Raw genomic sequence first — 15,977 nt, forward strand, 5'->3', positions numbered from 1 at the left:
TAGCCGTTTTTATATACGTTAGGTAATTTTAGCCGATGATTTTCGTTTTTAATGAAATAAATTTTAACATTTGCAGTATACTCCAGCCCAAATAAAAATTGCTTTTTTGTGCTGTGTGAAAGAAATTGCGTAGTTTCGCATAACAATCCTTTACAAAGGGAAGGTTGAACATCAAGATCCGGCGGCCGCCCGGTCGTCGATCTTGAAATGGTGTGGATAGAAGCGGAAAGCCGCCCCGATTTTCGGAGCGGCTTTTTTGTTTTATTTTTTTGGCCCTCACCAAGTTAGCAACTTGCTTTAACGCTCTTTTAATGCTGTTTTCAATCCCTTTTAATGCCATCGGTCGACCTTGAGCCATCAAGTAGTTGAGCCCATTTGGTACAACGTCCAGAAGGCTTAACTGAGATTAAAAACTTTTAATTTATTCTGCCGTTTTTAAATCAGACAAGAGCTATGTATGTTGCCGATATGAAAATTCTGGTGGTGGAGGACGAGCCCAAATTAGCCTCGTTTGTACGGAAAGGGCTGGAAGAACAATCCTGCGAAGTAGATGTGGCTTTCGACGGTCAAGTTGGGCGAACAATGGCTCTTAATAATCTCTATGATGTGATTATTATGGACATAAACCTGCCTAAGATGAACGGTTTCGATGTGGTACAGGCTATTCGACAGGAAAAGAACCGAACCCCTGTACTTATGCTGACGGCCATGGGCTCCGTTGATGATAAGCTAACTGGTTTTGAAGCGGGTGCCGATGATTATCTAGTTAAACCGTTCGAATTTCGGGAGCTGATGGCTCGGCTACGCGCCCTTACCAAACGAAGTAGCGAAGCCGGTATGCAGGCTAACGTATTAAAAGTAGCCGACCTTGAACTGGATCTTAATGAAAAAATAGCTCGTCGAAGCGATAAACGAATCGAGCTGACAGCCAAAGAATTTGGTTTACTTGAATACCTTATGCGCAACCGGGGCCGCGTTGTGTCACGCGTCGACATTGCGGAGAAGGTTTGGGATATTCACTTCGATACGGGAACCAACGTAATTGATGTATACGTAAATTTCCTTCGAAAAAAAATTGACAAAGATTTCCCCAAAAAACTCATTCACACCGTGATTGGGATGGGGTATATGTTAAAAGAGGAGTAAAGGGAGAATGGAGGAAAGGGAAAAGGGGATATGCAGTTGATCTTCTCTTTTCCCTTTCCTCCATTCTCCCTCTCCTCCCTTTACTCCTTTTTCTATGAATATCCGTACTCGCTTAACACTGCTGTTTGTGTTGCTGGTCGCTTCGATCATGCTGCTCTTTACGGTTTCCGTTTATTACCTGTATGACCAGTTCAGGCAGCAGGAGTTTGAACAGCGACTCGAAGAAAAAGCATTTACAACGGTACGGCTTCGAGAAGATGTAGGCGAAGTCCCCCAGGCCGACCTGCCCATTCTAGTTAATGAACAGGTTACGGTTTATAATGCCAAGGGTATCGTTTTATACAATCAGGGTAATCAACGGCCTCATTTCCCGGTTACACCAAACTTTCTCAGTAAAATCACCCTTCATCAGCCCCAATACAGTCGCCTGGGCGATTTGGAAGCTGTTGGCGTTCGACACCTCAACTCGCGGGGAGAATCGCTGATAATTGTGGCCTCTGGTAATGACCGGTATGGGTTAAGTAAACTCGATAGGCTCCGAGAGATTCTGTTTTCTGGCTGGCTATTGAGCCTCGTCATCGTTGGCATTGCAGGGTATTTGTTTGCCACAGATGCGCTTAGGCCCGTAGCCGAATTGATTGGCCAGGTAAATGCCATATCCGCCAAGAACATCCACGAGCGGTTACGTGTGGGACGGCAACGGGACGAGCTGGCCGATTTAGCGCGCACATTCAATGATCTTCTAAGTCGGCTGGAAGAAGCATTTGTATTGCAAAAGAGCTTCGTTTCCCACGCTTCCCATGAGTTACGTACTCCGTTGACCGTTATGATGGGCCAGATTGAAGTAACCCGCTTGCTGGCCCGCTCAACGGATGAGTATGAATCAGCTTTCGACGCTCTTCTGGACGAAGTAAAAAGTATGATCCGGCTCGTCAACGGTCTTCTTGAGCTGGCTCGAGCCAGTTCCGACGCTGTTATGCTCAACCATCAACCCCTACGAATTGATGAGTTATTATGGCAGGCTCAGAGCCAGATTACGCACACCAAGCCAGAGTATCAGATTGACATTGATTTTGATAATTTGCCTAATCAGGAAGAAGAGCTGGTGATCAATGGTGAGGAATCACTCCTTCAGACGGCGTTTCAGAATCTGATGGAGAATGGTTGTAAATATTCACCAGACGAGAGTGTATCAGTCAGAATTTCGTTTGAGAGTGGGTACGTGCAACTCACCTTTACAGATCAGGGTTATGGGATTCCGGAATCTGATTTACCACATATTTTCGAACCCTTCTACCGTTCCGAAACAACCATGACGGTTAAGGGCCACGGTATTGGCCTGGCCCTCACCAAGCGTATCATCGAACTGCACAAGGGCAATATTAAAGTTGAATCCGTTGTAGGAAAAGGGACTAAGTTCTGGATAACCTTACCTATCCCCTACCGTTCGGAGAAGGTAGCCGAAACCGCGTACCCTCCTGACGAACAGGTTAAAATTGAATCAGCTAATTGATAGTTCTTCCAGGCTTCTGTAAACGGGATCAAGTCCCTGATTCCGTTTGAGCCAATTTCAAACTGATCCATTTTGTTGGTAGGTAACTGCTTACTGCCCGTTGATTTCAATAAGACCGATAGGCCATTTCGTACATCGACTTCTGGTAAGGGCCAAGAAAAATCCGGGCGTAAATTCGCATGATAGCCAGACCATCAATAATGAAACTTAGCGAGGTAAAGAAAGCCAGAACTGCCTGGTTCTCATGGATATGGGTAAACATCAAATCCTCCCCAACAAACGTAGGCATAATTGGAAAACCCGATACCCTAAGACACGACAGTAAAAAAGCAAAGGCTAATACAGGATGCTTTCGCGAATACCCCATGAAACTGCTTCAATTTGAGACTTTTCTCAATCGATTTGAGTCGGCTTAGGCAAACAAAGCCTACAGCGCCCGCAATAAAAACACCACTCAGATAGAGTAACCCCTGAGAAGAGTAATCAAAAGATTCATTGAACGAGATAGCCAGTACGACAAAGAAATGATTCATGATCGTCAGCAACCACGCCACGCGGGCTCTCTTCCGCTTTGTAAAAGATTTGAGCACCATAACGACAGCCGTCAGCGAGAAGAGGATGGACAAACAAGTCAATATTGATGCTGGAATGAGGTCTCTGTTATATAAGCAAACTAGACCAATGAGGTAAAAGGGCACAAACACTATCAACAGCTAGTTCAGGGTCATAAAATTCAGGCGATTGCCTACCCACTTTACTGGATTCCATAAGTATCGATACATAAGCGAATCCAGATTCCATTCTTTAATGCCTAACAGGTTGAACGCATTTAAATAAGGGAGAGTAGCTTAATCAGATAATTGTCATCCCAGCCTGCCAGTTTGCGTCGGCTCTTGAGGCTCTCTTTGTCATCTATTCGATGCAACAGCTGAAGGGCCATCTTGCGAATCGTGGCGAAATTTTCCGCCCCATTGCCCACCCGGATTCGCTGTTGATCTTCATGGAAGACCATGTCCAGACACCAGTGTAACCGCTCCGGCGGCCCGGTGATTCTCGATGCCCCAATGATGGCGAACGGCCGAGTTGAAATGGGCAGCAGGTAGGACCAAATCACTTAGATAATAACGAGTCTGATGATTGATAAGGCCGTTGATTTCCCGGCTAACTTCGATCATAATCACACTTTGACATGATGGCCAATCCTGTAGATCATCATACAAGCTCAGGTTACTCTCCACAGAGCAACGACGTGTTTCGATGCGGCCACTACCAAAATCAATATCCTCATCAACAGGAAGTTGCAATTTATTTTGTTGCATTCTCTGGGTTACTTGCTCATAAAGTAGCCCCTGATTTTTTTTCAACGCCAGCAGATAATGTCCTTTCTTTTCCACGATTAATTCCGCATTGCTTTGTTCACAAGCGATGGCATCAATGCTCACGAAGGTGTTACGCAAGTCGAGTGTCTTGAGTAAGTCAGGAATGGCCGTCTGGAGCTGCTTTTGGAAGCAACTTTCTCCTGGCCCAGTACCAGGCGGTGTTCACCTGCCCAGGCACTGACCATACACAAGCCTGATTTTTTCTTACCCGCTTTAGCGGTGGCCCGCAGGACTTTACTATCCACAGTAAGTTGGTTCATCATCGGCTCAAGGGTAGTCATAATCTGTTTTGACCAGCGGTATAAACACGCTGACAAGGCCTTCTTATCCAAAAATTTGAGTACTCGATTGAACGTATCATGCTATGGAATGCCATTGGGTAGACTCAGGAATGTGCGCAGGAAGGTTTCTTTTTGGCGGCCATAGAGGGCGATTTCTTCACAATAATCGGCTCCGCAGATAACAGCTAACAAGCTGATTACTAATATATCAAGCAACAAATGACGTTTACGGCGGTTCAATCGGAAGTCCGGTACGTCGGCAAAGAAAGTAGGCCATTCCATACCACAAAGATCGGTATGACAGCGAAAACCTCTATTTTAATGCGTTTAACCTGATAATTTAAGAGTATGCGTGCGGCTTCCCAATTTTTCATCGCATTTTAATAAGATCACCTAATTTCCAGAAAATAGTCAGTTTACTAGTTAGAAGAGACAATCATTTATTAAGAACCTGTCATATTAGAGAAATAAGGCAGAAAACAAAAAGAGAGCGTACGACCATTGGCATGAATAGCCCTGACCGTACGCTTCGAACGAATACCTAAATACGTTAATCTCCTACGTTAATTTCGCTTACTCGAAAAAGGTATCTACTCTATTTCAGCCACTTCATAGCTTGTCCGCGCAGATATATTTCAGCTTGTGGCGACAGCTCCTTATTAAATGCATTGATCTGCGTATTATTGAGCTGCACACCACTCGAATCGTGCGCAATAGTATGTAAGGATTGATAATGATCAGGCCCAAGCTCAGCAAAACTATTGTTACGCACAGTTAAGTCAAACAAATTTAAAACGTCCAGTTTATTCGTTCGCAAACGACTGTTCTGGATTGATATAGCTAGTTTCTCCGATTTGAACTTCCGCACGGTAAGTCGCCCGTTGGTAATGTATAAACTTTGCAGATCGGGTAGCCGAAGCACCATACCCGGAGGTAGTTCAGATCCAATATCATTGTGGGGGTTACGGACATTTCCATCATAATTCATTAAAAATGAGATAAACAGCGTATCATTATGAAGCCGGGCACGGTATGAGTTGGCCATCGATGGGAGTAGTGATACCTGAGTTGTATCGGTACTAGGCTCAACTATGATTTCGGCTACAGGAGCAGCCTCAATACGAATATGCTTTGCTGTTGGTAATGCCCGATGCTCAAATTCCTGATACGGATTTGTCCAGTCAATTTTGTCATATTGCTGCTTAAGCAATACATCAGTAGCGACCATTCCTGTCAGTGCCATAACAGCAACAATAGCCAGAAGAATATAGCTTGTTTTCATTATACGTTCGTTGTCGTGTTTATATATTCCTCGTATCGTGTTTCGATTTCGCGCAGGTCAATACCTAGTAAGGTCAAATTTTTAAAAAACAGGGGCAGGTCATTCTGCAAAAACTGCTCGCGCCGAAACGTGAGAATTTTGTCAGTAGCATCCTCGGATGAGAAATAGCCCATGCCTCGCTTGCTGGTAATAATACCCTGTTGGCTTAGAAACTCGTACGTTCGCATAACCGTGTTGGGGTTCACTTCCAGTTCGGCTGCCAGTTCACGTACCGATGGAATCTTCTCTCCTACTGGCCAGCGGCTCAGTAAAATCTGCTCACTGACGTAGTCTGCGATTTGCAGATAGATGGCTTGTTTATCTCGAAAATCCATCGCTATACCTCCCGCTCTTTAAGTCGAACATAGGCGGTTATGTACAATAAAACGATAACCAGACTTCCCAATACATACCGTAACTGATTACTCATCGGCTGCGGGAGTTTGACCTTGCGATATGCGTATTGGTTTAGGGGAGACTCAACAATAGCTTCTGCAAAAGGGGTAGCACTTCGTATAGTTCCAGAACCAGTCAGATTATGCAGTAGACTATTATTCCCCATCCAGCCAATAATAATCAGCGTAAAGGCTACTACCACAACCAGAGGGACTGTGTATCGTCGGAGAAGTAATGAAAAAGCCATTGAAAACGGATGCAACAAGGCAGTATAGACCCATAATTCTGTTGGTACATCACGCAGGTTTTTTCCGTCAAAAAAAGGATTAATTTTTAATAAGCCTCCCTGCCGGTTGATCATGGCAAGTTGTTCTGGCGTCCAATGACGATTGTTTACAAACGAAACACCTATTTTATCCAATACGCAAAACAGCGATACATAAATGACAACAAATCCTACTCCTGAAACTAACCAGACAAGCGTTACCTTCTCAAGTTGTGAAGCAGGCAGCATCAGATAGTTTATGGCCTTTTCTCTCTGATTAAGAACCGTTGTTTGCTGCACGGTAAAAATGTACCAGCACGGCCAGCCTAAAACAAAAAATAGTATCGAACGAATATTATTCACCTCTACAGGAGAGCTCTGGTAAATAATTACACCTAGCACAAATAAAGCACCTATCAATAATCCAAGGTTTGCCAATAGTTGCCCCCGGCTATCAATTAGGTATTTGCGCAACAACCGCCCAAAGCGAGTAATCGAAACTATCTGGTTCATAGTGTTGCGTAGGTCGAGGTGGATGAAAACAATTGCTTAATTCGCGAAGGTTCTGCCTGTACAGTGTTAAAAAGCCGTTCTAAATCAAGGCGACTCGATTCGCCCATTGGGTTTTCGGCTACAACTGCATACCCACCTACGGCTCGTTCTGAATAAAGAGTTGCTTTGTTGGTATCCAGTTCAGGGACCATGCCAAACCACAGCTTCGACGTAATTTCCTCAACACTAGCCTGCAAGGCCACTGTCATATGGGAGCGTGACCGCTCAGCCAGAATAACGATTGGATCTATTAGCGCTTCCAGATCCCGCACCTGATGCGTTGAAATCACTACTGTCCGTCGATCATCAATCGCTCCGGCCACTAACCGCCTGAACTGGCCCTTTGAGGGAATATCGAGGCCATTGGTTGGTTCGTCCATGAGCAATACAGCCGTATTGGTAGCCAGCCCAAAGCCAATTAAAACTTTCTTTTTCTGCCCGTATGATAGTTCATGTATTTTTTGGCTATCGGCTAACCCAAATTCCCGAAGATAGCCAGCCATTTGCGCCGGGTCGAACCGCGGGTAAAATGGGGCATTTGACTCAATAAACTGTTTAATGCGTACTGGCGGCATATAAAATTCCTCTGGCACCAGAAACAGGTCTTCCAGAAATGCTGTCTGGCGGTCGCCAGGCGTATAATCACCTACCCGAATACTGCCCCTTTTCGGATATAGTAAACCCGCTATCAATCGAAACAGAGTGGACTTCCCGGCCCCGTTTGGACCCAATAACCCATAAATTGAACCTGCGGATAAGGTCAAGTCCAACCCTTCATACAGCGGCTTCCCACGTTGGTAGCCAAAGGACACATTGCATAGCTCAATCATACTCGCCAGACGATTAGTGTATTAGTTAAATAGTACACTGCAATAGTAAGCACGATTGGTGTTACATGTCAAGTAGTTAAGAATTTTTAATTTTTAATGTAGAAAAAAGGGTTCCTTTGAAAAGAGGAGACCTTTTTTCTACATTAAAAATTATCTATCTGTTTATCAGTTTTTTAGCATCTTTTTTTCATCATTTTAGCATCATGTTTCAAGTCTTTTGCAGCATCCGCTTCCATGTGATCTCCTTCTATTTTAGCTTCCTTCTTTGGCTTATCCTCAGCAAACGAAGCACTAGATATTGAAAGCTGACTCACTGGTACTCGTCCAATTTAGATTCTATTTTGGCAAAGCACTAGTGAGTTGAGAGGTTAGTATACAGTCAGTTGCAAAAGCATACGTTCAGAACAAACGTTTCGGTTTGCAGTTGAACTAATTGACATATACGTCTTAAAGTCGACACGCTATGAAAATGAAGCTCGTATTAAAACTACTCACAGTCTCTTTACTAATTGGTGGTCTACTTGCCTGCAATTCGACCGACAAATCGACCAGTCAGTCACCAACCGATACGTCGGCCAGCGTGACCAAATCAGATACGGTAATAAATACTGAGTCTGTTATGGAACACCCTAATCCACCAAAACCGGCTAAGTAGTCAGAAAGGCTTACGTTGGTACCGACAAGCAGATACTAGTATGCCACTTATCTGACCAAAACGCAGAAAGCCGGAATTGATCTACTCAGCTCCGGCTTTCTGCGTTCTAGTTAACTATCCTTAAATCCGCTTGTCCAGCTCAGGCTTAAAGGGCTGATTGTAAAAACGCTTCCCCTTGTTTTTGTACAGCGCATTGGCCACTGCGCCAAACACCGGTGGGAAAGGCGGTTCGCCTAAGCCAGTAGGATCGAGGTCATTTTCCACGAAGTGAACCTCAATCTTTTGTGGGGCCTCGTTATGCCGGATGAGCCGGTAATTATGAAAATTACTTTGATCGGCAGCCCCATTTTTGTGCGTCAGGGCACCGTAGAACGCATTCCCGATTCCGTCGACTACCGCGCCCTGCACCATGTTCCGGGCCGCATCGGGATTTACCACAATACCGCAGTCCATCGCACTGAATACGCGTTCTACATACGGTTCCCCATCCCGAGTAACCATGTCGACCACGTGGGCTGCGTAGGAGTTATGGCAGAAATAAGCCGCGACGCCACGATTGTATTTCTCGTTACCCGGCTTATTCCAGCCCGACTTGTCGCGTACGAGCGTGAGTACACTCGCATATCGGTCGGCATCATACTCATTGTTTTTGCCAACGGGAGCCGTCTTTGCCTTTTTTAACAGGTCGAGTCTAAACTCGATGGGGTCTTTGCCCATAGCCTCGGCCACTTCGTCCAGGAAGGATTGCTCGGCAGCTGCGTTGAAGTTGGAGCGCGGAGCCCGGAAGGCCCCAATGGTGATATTAGATGGAATCTCCCAGCCTTCAGCCAGGTAGTTATCCACGGCTCCGGCCGGGAAACGATTGGCATGAATGGCATGTTCCGGTATGCCGCCCCCTTTCACGTGGAAGGCAATCAGATTCTTGTTGGCATCCAGAGCCGCTCGATACGTAGCCGTGTACATGGGCCGATAGATGCCATAGGTCATGTCATCTTCGCGGGTGTAGATCAGTTTGATGGGAGCTTTGGCATGTTTGGAGATCAGAGCCGCTTCATACATATATTGACTATACGCCCGACGACCGAAGCCCCCGCCCATCCGCGTCATCTGAATCTCAATCTTGTCGGCAGGCAGGTTTAACAGTTTCGACAGCGTGGGTTCGGCCCAACCTGGCGCCTGTAAAGGTCCGGCTACTACCGCTTTTTCATCCGTCACATGGGCGAAGAAATTCATCGGCTCCATGGTGTTGTGGGCTAAAAAGGGCGCATTGTAGGTGCGTTCGATGACCTGAGCCGCATTCTTGAAGGCCGTTTCAGGGTCGCCGTCTTTCCGTAATTGTTGCGCGGGCTTTTTGGCCCATTCCGCCATTTTTTCAAGCTGGGCAGCGGTACTTTCCAACTCACCGGGAACCGCCACTTCCCGTTTGCCGCCCCGGCCCATCATGGTATCCTTAGTGTCGCCGATGGGTTCCCATTGCACTTTCAGCTTCTTGCGGGCATTCATGACTTCCCAGGTGGATTTTCCCACCACAACCAGCAACTCATTGAAGGTACGGGTGTCGAAACCGCCCTGTTCGAAACCATCCGGGTACAGTTTTAGGGTGAACACATCCTTTATACCCGGCATTTTAATGGTTTGCGAGGCATCGAACGATTTAAGTTTCATCCCGAAGCCAGGCGGATGCTGAATCATAGCGATCAACATCCCATCTGCCCGATAGTCCAATCCGAAAAGGGGCTTGCCGGTAACTATTTTTTTCCCTTCAACATTCTTCTTGGAATTACGGACAATGGTAAAGTCTTTGGGGGCTTTCAGCTTCATGCCTTTGGGAACAGCCAACGTAGCAGCTTTACCGGCCATTTCGCCATACTTGGCCGACTTCCCGCTCGCGTGATGCAATACGCCCGCTTTTGTCGTCACTTCGCCAACGGGCACGCTCCATGTCTGAGCGGCTGCTTCGCACAACATCTGGCGAGCGGCTGCCCCGGCTTCCCGGAGTGGTTTCCAGTACATGCGAACCGAGTTACTGCCTCCCGTAAACTGGGGACCTAATTTGGCGTTGTCGTGCGGTCCCATTTCAACCACCACGTTTTTCCAGTCGGCATCCAGTTCTTCGGCCACCATCATCGGCAGCGACGTCATCACGTTCTGCCCAAACTCCGGGTTAGGGCATATGAGTTTGATAATGTTATCGGGGGTAATCTGTATATAACCGTTCAGTTGCGCCCATTGCTCGGGTACATTCAGCGCCTGTAGTTTATCGGCCGCTTTCGCGTTGGATAGCCAGCTCACACTGAGTAGCATGCCACCACCTGACAGCAGCGAAGCCTTTAAGAAAGAACGCCTGGTAACGGATGTTTTATTTGTAGTCATGTCATTAAGGGATATGAATAATGGATCGCACGGGCGGCCGCGGATGCATAATGTAAAATGGATAATGGCTGATAATCATTGTGCATTATCCATCATGCATTAGGCATTATTTTTTAGATGCTGATTTGATAGCCTCTTTGATGCGTAAATACGTTCCACACCGGCAGATGTTGCCACTCATGGCCGCATCGATGTCGGCATCGGTGGGCTTTGGGTTAGTCTTCAATAACGAAGCCGCGCTCATCATTTGCCCCGACTGGCAATAGCCACATTGAGCCACATCGTGTTCCAGCCACGCTTTTTGCACCGGATGGTCGCCATTCGCCGACAGCCCTTCGATGGTGGTAATGGCTTCTTTCCCTACAGCCGAAACGGGTAGTTGGCAAGAACGTACTGCTGTTCCGTTTAAATGAACCGTGCAGGCTCCGCACTGGGCAATGCCGCAGCCGTATTTGGTGCCGGGCATATCCAGGTGATCGCGTAGCACCCAAAGCATGGGCGTGGCTGGATCGACGTCCAGCTGCCTGATTTTACCGTTGATTTTTAAGCTATATTTTGCCACAGTGGTAAGAGATAAAGGGTTTAAATTGAACTAGTATTGGTCGATTCGTACAATCGCGATTAGGCTAAAAACTGTTCCTCTTCAAGCGATATCCGCTCATGAATCGGTCCGGGTCGGTCAGTTAAAAATCCGCCGTTCCGCTGGCTGAAAAAGGCTTTGATCTCACTTAAAATGGACAGTGCAATCTCATCGGGGGTTTCGGCTCCCAGGTCTAAGCCAATGGGTGAATGCACTCGCTTCAGCACTGATGGGGCAAAAGACGGGCCCGTTTTATCCCACTGGTTCTTCATTTTATCATAGCGTTTCCGCGGACCAAGTACGCCAATGTAGGGAACTTGGGTTGATAGCAAGTTGGTCAGCACCGCCAGGTCGTACTTGTAGTTGTGCGACATTAGGATCGCAGCTGTCCGATCCGTAAAGGCAAGTTTGTCGGTCACTGCATCGGCATCGGCGTAGAGCAGGCAGGTCGCTTCCGGAAAGCGTTTGGGTGCCAGGTGGGCAATGCAATCTTCGGTCACCGTAACCCGCCAGCCGATTTCGGTAGCTAGCCGGGTGAGCGGAATCGCATCGTAACCCGCCCCGAAAATCACCAGCTCAATACCCGGATCCAGGCGCTCGATAAACACGTCGACGAAACCACCAACAACCGGTATAATTGACGTCAACGGCTTGCCGACCTCCATGACCAGTTCCATATCCTGCCGAAGCCAGCCTGGAATCTGATCCGTTGGTTGCCCCGTGAGCACGAAGCGGCTCCCCTCCCATATGCCTGTACCACTTGTGCTACGGCAAACGCTGGCAATAACGCGCCGGTCACGAAGCAAACTAAATTCGCGCAACAAGGCAATCGGGTTGGTTGAATCGGCGGGATCGATAGGCTCAATAAATACGTCGATGATGCCATTGCAACCCAGGCCAACCCCCAGGCTATTGGCGTCATCATCCATGGTATCGTAGCGCACGACCATGGGCTTGCCATCGAGCATGACCTGGCGGGCTTTGCGCAGGGCATCCCCTTCCAGACAGCCACCACTGATGGCTCCTTCCCAGCGGCCATCGTCACTCACCAGCATCCGGGCACCGGGCCGTCGGTAGGCCGACCCTTCTACATAAACGACCGTTGCCAATGCCACTTTACGCTGAGCATGGTCAATCTGATCATAAATGGCCAGTATACGGTTAATTTCTTTCATGCCCTTATGCTCCGTTGAGATGGTGCCAGCAACGCTCGAAAACAAGATCTGAGCGGGCCGCCATCCGCTAATTGAACTCGATAGTATCCGAACAAATGTCTCGTTTATACGCCTACCGATTGGTATACAGATTACGGATATTACTACCAATATTACTGATTTAACCGAGACAAATCACCCTGAATTTCTGTTAAACCTACCTTAGACGGTAGTAGACATTAGTTGAGAAAAACCCAGGAAAAGTTCCACTTAAGCAAGATAATACACTATTTCCAGATGCAGGAGAACTTTTAGACAAACGACCGACAAACACCGCCAAACAACCAAAAAGAGCAACCAGTGCAGTTGGTCGTAAAAATCGGTCGTTGATCTGATTGGCGAACTGGTTGCCCTATATACCGCTAAACCAGCCTGGCTAAAATCCAGGCTAAACGAGACAAGGAATTCAACTTACGATCAGCCTAAATTGTCGTGCGAAAACCTTTTACGACGTTCATTGTATAGGTCAAGCGCCTGATCACCAACGATTTTAGTGAGTTTCAAATCATATTTCAATGCATCCTCTCTGTTTCCGTCGAAGGTTATCGCCATAACTTCAAAAAAGAGTTCATTTTCAACCCAGGCTGACGTTTTATCTAAGTCAATAGCCTGACTAAGCACAGCCATGAAAATTTCTCTGGTACGATCCCTGTCCCGAGTTATGAGTAAGAGTTCAGCAATCAGTTCAATGCAGTTACCGTAGGATATACGCTTACCGGGTAGCCTGGCTCTGGCCCATTCATAGGCTAATTCCAGAATTAGCTCTTTATAGTCCTCTGAATTCATATCAGCTGATCTGGCTTCAAGTGCTGAAATTAATTTAGCTCGTTCGACCTATTAGGATCATTGGCTAGGCACAACTGCCCGGTTTTAGCTGGGCTCGTTTTGCCCCTACCGTCGCGTTTTTTTAGACCGGGAAACAGATCATCACGAGTAAGAAAGACTGATAATCAGACTAGTACGTATAGACCAATTTATTGTATTGTCAATTATAAAATACTGATAGTCAGACAAGAGTTTGCTTTATAACGCAAGGCTATTTTTTCCAGCTTTGAGTACATGTGTCTTCCCTTTCCAGACAAAACTACCGGTAGTTTTTGGCGGAAGTGAAATGTCAGCCCGTAGTGCCCCTTGCTGAACCCTGTAATTAACAGCAACTTTCCCATTGGGATGGGGTATTTCCCCACTAATCGAACGAATGGAACCCAGGTGTGGCGTAATCCTGACGCTGGTAAAGCCGGGAGCACCGCTTTCTATACCAAGAATGGTGCGGAAGAACTCAATGTTAGGGCTGGCTCCCCAGGCATGGCAATCGGAACGGGATGTGTTCACGTCTGACGTTTCGGCCCAGGTGGTTAGCCCCATCGCCATGTTCTCTTTCCATTTGCCCAACCAGTTTAGGTAATCATTACCCAGGCCCGCCTGAACGAGCGCCTGGTGGAGATAATATTTAAAATAGATCGAAGCGGGTGCCAGCGTCGTATCCGTCAGCATTTTTCCGGCAATCAGCTTAACCTGGCCTACGGGCGGTACGCCTGCTAAGATGGCTAACGAATTAGCATGCTGGGAATAGGTGTCCTTAGCTTCCGTATCAGCGTACAATTGCTTACCCGGATGCCAGTATTTTCGCTGAATGGTTTGTTTTAATTGCTCAGCCCGGCGCAGATAGAGCGTGGCTAACTCGGTTACGCCCAACTGCTTTTCGAGATCAGCGGCTAACTGGTAGGTCCACATGAGCTGCATATCCAGCACCGCCGATTCGCCCTGCTGACCGATTGGAGCCATCCCGAAATTCCACCCTTTTCCCTGTGTCCAGTCTGTAAATACCCAGTAGGGAACGTTCTTCAGCGAGCCATCGGCCTGCTGGTAGCGTTCAAAAAATGACAACACTTGTCGGGCACCGGGTAACTTGTCTTTAATAAACTGGCTGTCGGGCCGGTACATATAATAGTCGTGAAGCATAGCCACCCACCACAGCGAAAACGTGGGAATTTGCTGATGCAGATCAGTAGGGTACCGGCTCAGCGTGATGCCTTCGGGAATACGGGAATGGTCCATCAATGTCAGCCCATAACGCGCTAACCGGTCGTCGCCCGCGTAGAAAAGCGAAACCATTGCCTGTATCCGCGCATCGCCAATGTACTGCAACTGCTCATAGTAGGGGCAATCCATGTAGGTTTCAAAGGCGCACAACCGGGCTGTTCGCCAGCCGATGTCGAGCATCTTGCCAAGTTCCGCATTCTCCGTCTGAAGTTTGGCTTTTGCCTCGAACGGATAGCCGGTAAACGTGCCATACAAGTCATCAATGACCAATGGTTCTGTTTTCGTGTTGATCACCAGGCGTATATAGCGATACGTTCGCCACCATAGCGGACTATACACCTGATTGGCTGATCCATCGGATAACACACTATCCGCTTTACCGATGAAGGTCTTCCCGTCCACGTCGTTGCGGTTCCCTTTGGCGGGTGGAGCCGGGCGGCCTGAGCCTGTACTGGGTGCTCTCGGCAAATAAAGGGCTTCCGCATAGCCCATCGAAAGCGTGGCCTCCTTCCCACCGCTAAAAGCGAGTGTTGGATAGGCGTTAGTGAGCATTCCCTGATCGAGCAGAATTGTCGCCTTTGTGTTGGCCGGGATGATTACTTTCGTGGGCGTAGCGGGGAAACTCGCCGGTACGTCGACGCCTTCGGCTTTGCGGGTGGCCACCAGCCGCTGTTGAGTCATTTCCATGGGTGGCAGGGGCGACGGCACCAGCATCCAGCCCGTCGAGTTGACGGCCGTAGCTTTGGTTATACCTGGTCCAATCGTACGCGCTTTAGTCCAGTTGCTGTCAGTAAAATCCACCCGCTCCCACCCTTTCAGGTGCTTGCTCATGTCGACCAGTTCTGAAGGACCGGCCACGTAATATCCCGGCACACGCACCGGCAAGGGTTGGTAACTGTCGTCTTTAGCAGCCTTCCAGCTATCGTCCGTATTGAGGATTTCTTCGGCGGCCGTATTACCCTGCACGATAAACCCGGTCAGATACGAAATTTGGGCTTCCGGCTTTTGACGACCATCGTTCCAGACCACAGCCGCTACCAGATTATTCCCCGCCTGTAGGTAGGGGGCAATGTTAACCGTCTCAAAATTCCAGAAGTACAGATCGCCACGGGCGGGCCCCTGCCCCACCTGCCTGCCATTGACAAACAGCTTGTAGCGATTATCCCCCGACACGTGAATGACGAATGACGTGGGTTTGGCGGTCAACGTGATCGTTTTTCTGAATTTGACAACGCCATACTCTTTCAGGGTGAGATCAGAGGCTGCCGTGAACCGATTGATGGGTCTACCGGGTCCGGTGATCCATTGCGCTTTCCAGGGCTTTGTTAGTATGTCAGGATTTATTGGCTGGGCGGGCAATTGGAGGGCCAGCAGGAAGGACGTTGCCCAAAAGCACGCTCCGAGAATTTTAGTCAATTTCATAGTCGGA

The 15,977-nt window shown here is 47.8% G+C and carries 18 protein-coding genes and 1 pseudogene; 3 read left to right on the forward strand and 16 right to left on the reverse strand.

Translation table 11 applies throughout. The features are described from left to right. Positions 1-28: 28 nt before the first annotated feature. Positions 29-358 carry a hypothetical protein gene (locus tag EXU85_RS18245; RefSeq protein ID WP_142773460.1) on the reverse strand — a complete coding sequence of 110 codons (330 nt, stop codon included), beginning with the start codon at positions 356-358 and terminating at the stop codon, positions 29-31. A 110-nt stretch (positions 359-468) separates the two neighbouring features. Here EXU85_RS18245 and EXU85_RS18250 point away from each other — a divergent pair, with 110 nt between their 5' ends. Further along, entirely contained in the window at positions 469-1,146 is a 678-nt protein-coding gene (locus EXU85_RS18250; RefSeq protein ID WP_198174813.1) for a response regulator transcription factor, read from the forward strand. Between the two features lie 94 nt (positions 1,147-1,240). Continuing rightward, positions 1,241-2,659 (forward strand): cell wall metabolism sensor histidine kinase WalK, encoded by a 1,419-nt coding sequence (locus EXU85_RS18255; protein ID WP_142773461.1) that lies wholly within the window; start codon positions 1,241-1,243, stop codon positions 2,657-2,659. A 106-nt stretch (positions 2,660-2,765) separates the two neighbouring features. Here the strand turns inward: EXU85_RS18255 and EXU85_RS35665 are convergent, their stop codons facing one another. From EXU85_RS35665 to EXU85_RS18300, 10 genes and pseudogenes are all read right to left on the reverse strand, one after another. Beyond that, complete coding sequence (locus EXU85_RS35665; protein ID WP_210422381.1) at positions 2,766-2,948, reverse strand: hypothetical protein; 183 nt, start codon at positions 2,946-2,948, stop codon at positions 2,766-2,768. 19 nt (positions 2,949-2,967) lie between these two features. Continuing rightward, on the reverse strand, positions 2,968-3,285 hold the full coding sequence (locus EXU85_RS35670) for a hypothetical protein (protein WP_210422382.1): 318 nt from the start codon (positions 3,283-3,285) through the stop codon (positions 2,968-2,970). Between the two features lie 203 nt (positions 3,286-3,488). Continuing rightward, positions 3,489-3,671 (reverse strand): hypothetical protein, encoded by a 183-nt coding sequence (locus tag EXU85_RS18265; protein WP_142773462.1) that lies wholly within the window; start codon positions 3,669-3,671, stop codon positions 3,489-3,491. Further along, complete coding sequence (locus EXU85_RS18270; protein WP_246859145.1) at positions 3,658-4,101, reverse strand: ISAs1 family transposase; 444 nt, start codon at positions 4,099-4,101, stop codon at positions 3,658-3,660. The genes EXU85_RS18265 and EXU85_RS18270 overlap by 14 nt, the downstream gene beginning before the upstream one ends. After that, complete coding sequence (locus EXU85_RS18275; RefSeq protein WP_142773464.1) at positions 4,098-4,319, reverse strand: hypothetical protein; 222 nt, start codon at positions 4,317-4,319, stop codon at positions 4,098-4,100. Before EXU85_RS18275 ends, EXU85_RS18270 begins: the two co-directional genes overlap by 4 nt. Before the next feature lie 81 nt (positions 4,320-4,400). Beyond that, positions 4,401-4,601, reverse strand: a complete 201-nt coding sequence (locus EXU85_RS18280) for a transposase family protein (protein ID WP_142773465.1) — start codon at positions 4,599-4,601, stop codon at positions 4,401-4,403. Positions 4,602-4,914: 313 nt separating this feature from the next. Further along, positions 4,915-5,601 (reverse strand): hypothetical protein, encoded by a 687-nt coding sequence (locus EXU85_RS18285; protein WP_142773466.1) that lies wholly within the window; start codon positions 5,599-5,601, stop codon positions 4,915-4,917. Then, positions 5,601-5,975: a GntR family transcriptional regulator gene (locus tag EXU85_RS18290; RefSeq protein WP_142773467.1), complete on the reverse strand. Its 375-nt coding sequence runs from the start codon at positions 5,973-5,975 to the stop codon at positions 5,601-5,603. Before EXU85_RS18290 ends, EXU85_RS18285 begins: the two co-directional genes overlap by 1 nt. Positions 5,976-5,977: 2 nt before the next feature. Beyond that, positions 5,978-6,814, reverse strand: a complete 837-nt coding sequence (locus EXU85_RS18295; protein WP_142773468.1) for a hypothetical protein — start codon at positions 6,812-6,814, stop codon at positions 5,978-5,980. Beyond that, positions 6,811-7,581, reverse strand: a pseudogene (locus EXU85_RS18300) (ATP-binding cassette domain-containing protein); the annotation flags it as partial. The gene EXU85_RS18295 and the pseudogene EXU85_RS18300, both read right to left, overlap by 4 nt. Before the next feature lie 571 nt (positions 7,582-8,152). Between EXU85_RS18300 and EXU85_RS18305 the strand changes: the two are divergent. Further along, positions 8,153-8,338: a hypothetical protein gene (locus EXU85_RS18305; RefSeq protein WP_168207819.1), complete on the forward strand. Its 186-nt coding sequence runs from the start codon at positions 8,153-8,155 to the stop codon at positions 8,336-8,338. Between the two features lie 120 nt (positions 8,339-8,458). Here the strand turns inward: EXU85_RS18305 and EXU85_RS18310 are convergent, their stop codons facing one another. The 5 genes from EXU85_RS18310 to EXU85_RS18330 form a co-directional block, all read right to left on the reverse strand. After that, a complete protein-coding gene (locus tag EXU85_RS18310; RefSeq protein WP_142773471.1) occupies positions 8,459-10,711 on the reverse strand; it encodes a xanthine dehydrogenase family protein molybdopterin-binding subunit in 2,253 nt (750 codons plus the stop codon). A 106-nt stretch (positions 10,712-10,817) separates the two neighbouring features. Next, positions 10,818-11,273 (reverse strand): (2Fe-2S)-binding protein, encoded by a 456-nt coding sequence (locus tag EXU85_RS18315; RefSeq protein ID WP_142773472.1) that lies wholly within the window; start codon positions 11,271-11,273, stop codon positions 10,818-10,820. A 59-nt stretch (positions 11,274-11,332) separates the two neighbouring features. Further along, positions 11,333-12,466: an XdhC family protein gene (locus tag EXU85_RS18320; RefSeq protein WP_142773473.1), complete on the reverse strand. Its 1,134-nt coding sequence runs from the start codon at positions 12,464-12,466 to the stop codon at positions 11,333-11,335. 456 nt (positions 12,467-12,922) lie between these two features. Beyond that, positions 12,923-13,291, reverse strand: a complete 369-nt coding sequence (locus EXU85_RS18325) for a hypothetical protein (RefSeq protein ID WP_142773474.1) — start codon at positions 13,289-13,291, stop codon at positions 12,923-12,925. A 237-nt stretch (positions 13,292-13,528) separates the two neighbouring features. Further along, complete coding sequence (locus EXU85_RS18330; protein ID WP_142773475.1) at positions 13,529-15,970, reverse strand: alpha-L-rhamnosidase C-terminal domain-containing protein; 2,442 nt, start codon at positions 15,968-15,970, stop codon at positions 13,529-13,531. Positions 15,971-15,977 lie beyond the last annotated feature (7 nt).

Source organism: Spirosoma sp. KCTC 42546 (assembly GCF_006965485.1).
Lineage (GTDB): Bacteria > Bacteroidota > Bacteroidia > Cytophagales > Spirosomataceae > Spirosoma.

Bases quoted from the DNA above. Each gene is read 5' to 3' on its own strand.
- EXU85_RS18245 (WP_142773460.1), bottom strand. From the start codon at position 358: ATGGCTCAAGGTCGACCGATGGCATTAAAAGGGATTGAAAACAGCATT.
- EXU85_RS18250 (WP_198174813.1), top strand. From the start codon at position 469: ATGAAAATTCTGGTGGTGGAGGACGAGCCCAAATTAGCCTCGTTTGTA.
- EXU85_RS18255 (WP_142773461.1), top strand. From the start codon at position 1,241: ATGAATATCCGTACTCGCTTAACACTGCTGTTTGTGTTGCTGGTCGCT.
- EXU85_RS35665 (WP_210422381.1), bottom strand. From the start codon at position 2,948: ATGCCTACGTTTGTTGGGGAGGATTTGATGTTTACCCATATCCATGAG.
- EXU85_RS18265 (WP_142773462.1), bottom strand. From the start codon at position 3,671: ATGGTCTTCCATGAAGATCAACAGCGAATCCGGGTGGGCAATGGGGCG.
- EXU85_RS18275 (WP_142773464.1), bottom strand. From the start codon at position 4,319: ATGACTACCCTTGAGCCGATGATGAACCAACTTACTGTGGATAGTAAA.
- EXU85_RS18280 (WP_142773465.1), bottom strand. From the start codon at position 4,601: ATGGAATGGCCTACTTTCTTTGCCGACGTACCGGACTTCCGATTGAAC.
- EXU85_RS18285 (WP_142773466.1), bottom strand. From the start codon at position 5,601: ATGAAAACAAGCTATATTCTTCTGGCTATTGTTGCTGTTATGGCACTG.
- EXU85_RS18290 (WP_142773467.1), bottom strand. From the start codon at position 5,975: ATGGATTTTCGAGATAAACAAGCCATCTATCTGCAAATCGCAGACTAC.
- EXU85_RS18295 (WP_142773468.1), bottom strand. From the start codon at position 6,814: ATGAACCAGATAGTTTCGATTACTCGCTTTGGGCGGTTGTTGCGCAAA.
- EXU85_RS18305 (WP_168207819.1), top strand. From the start codon at position 8,153: ATGAAGCTCGTATTAAAACTACTCACAGTCTCTTTACTAATTGGTGGT.
- EXU85_RS18310 (WP_142773471.1), bottom strand. From the start codon at position 10,711: ATGACTACAAATAAAACATCCGTTACCAGGCGTTCTTTCTTAAAGGCT.
- EXU85_RS18320 (WP_142773473.1), bottom strand. From the start codon at position 12,466: ATGAAAGAAATTAACCGTATACTGGCCATTTATGATCAGATTGACCAT.
- EXU85_RS18325 (WP_142773474.1), bottom strand. From the start codon at position 13,291: ATGAATTCAGAGGACTATAAAGAGCTAATTCTGGAATTAGCCTATGAA.
- EXU85_RS18330 (WP_142773475.1), bottom strand. From the start codon at position 15,970: ATGAAATTGACTAAAATTCTCGGAGCGTGCTTTTGGGCAACGTCCTTC.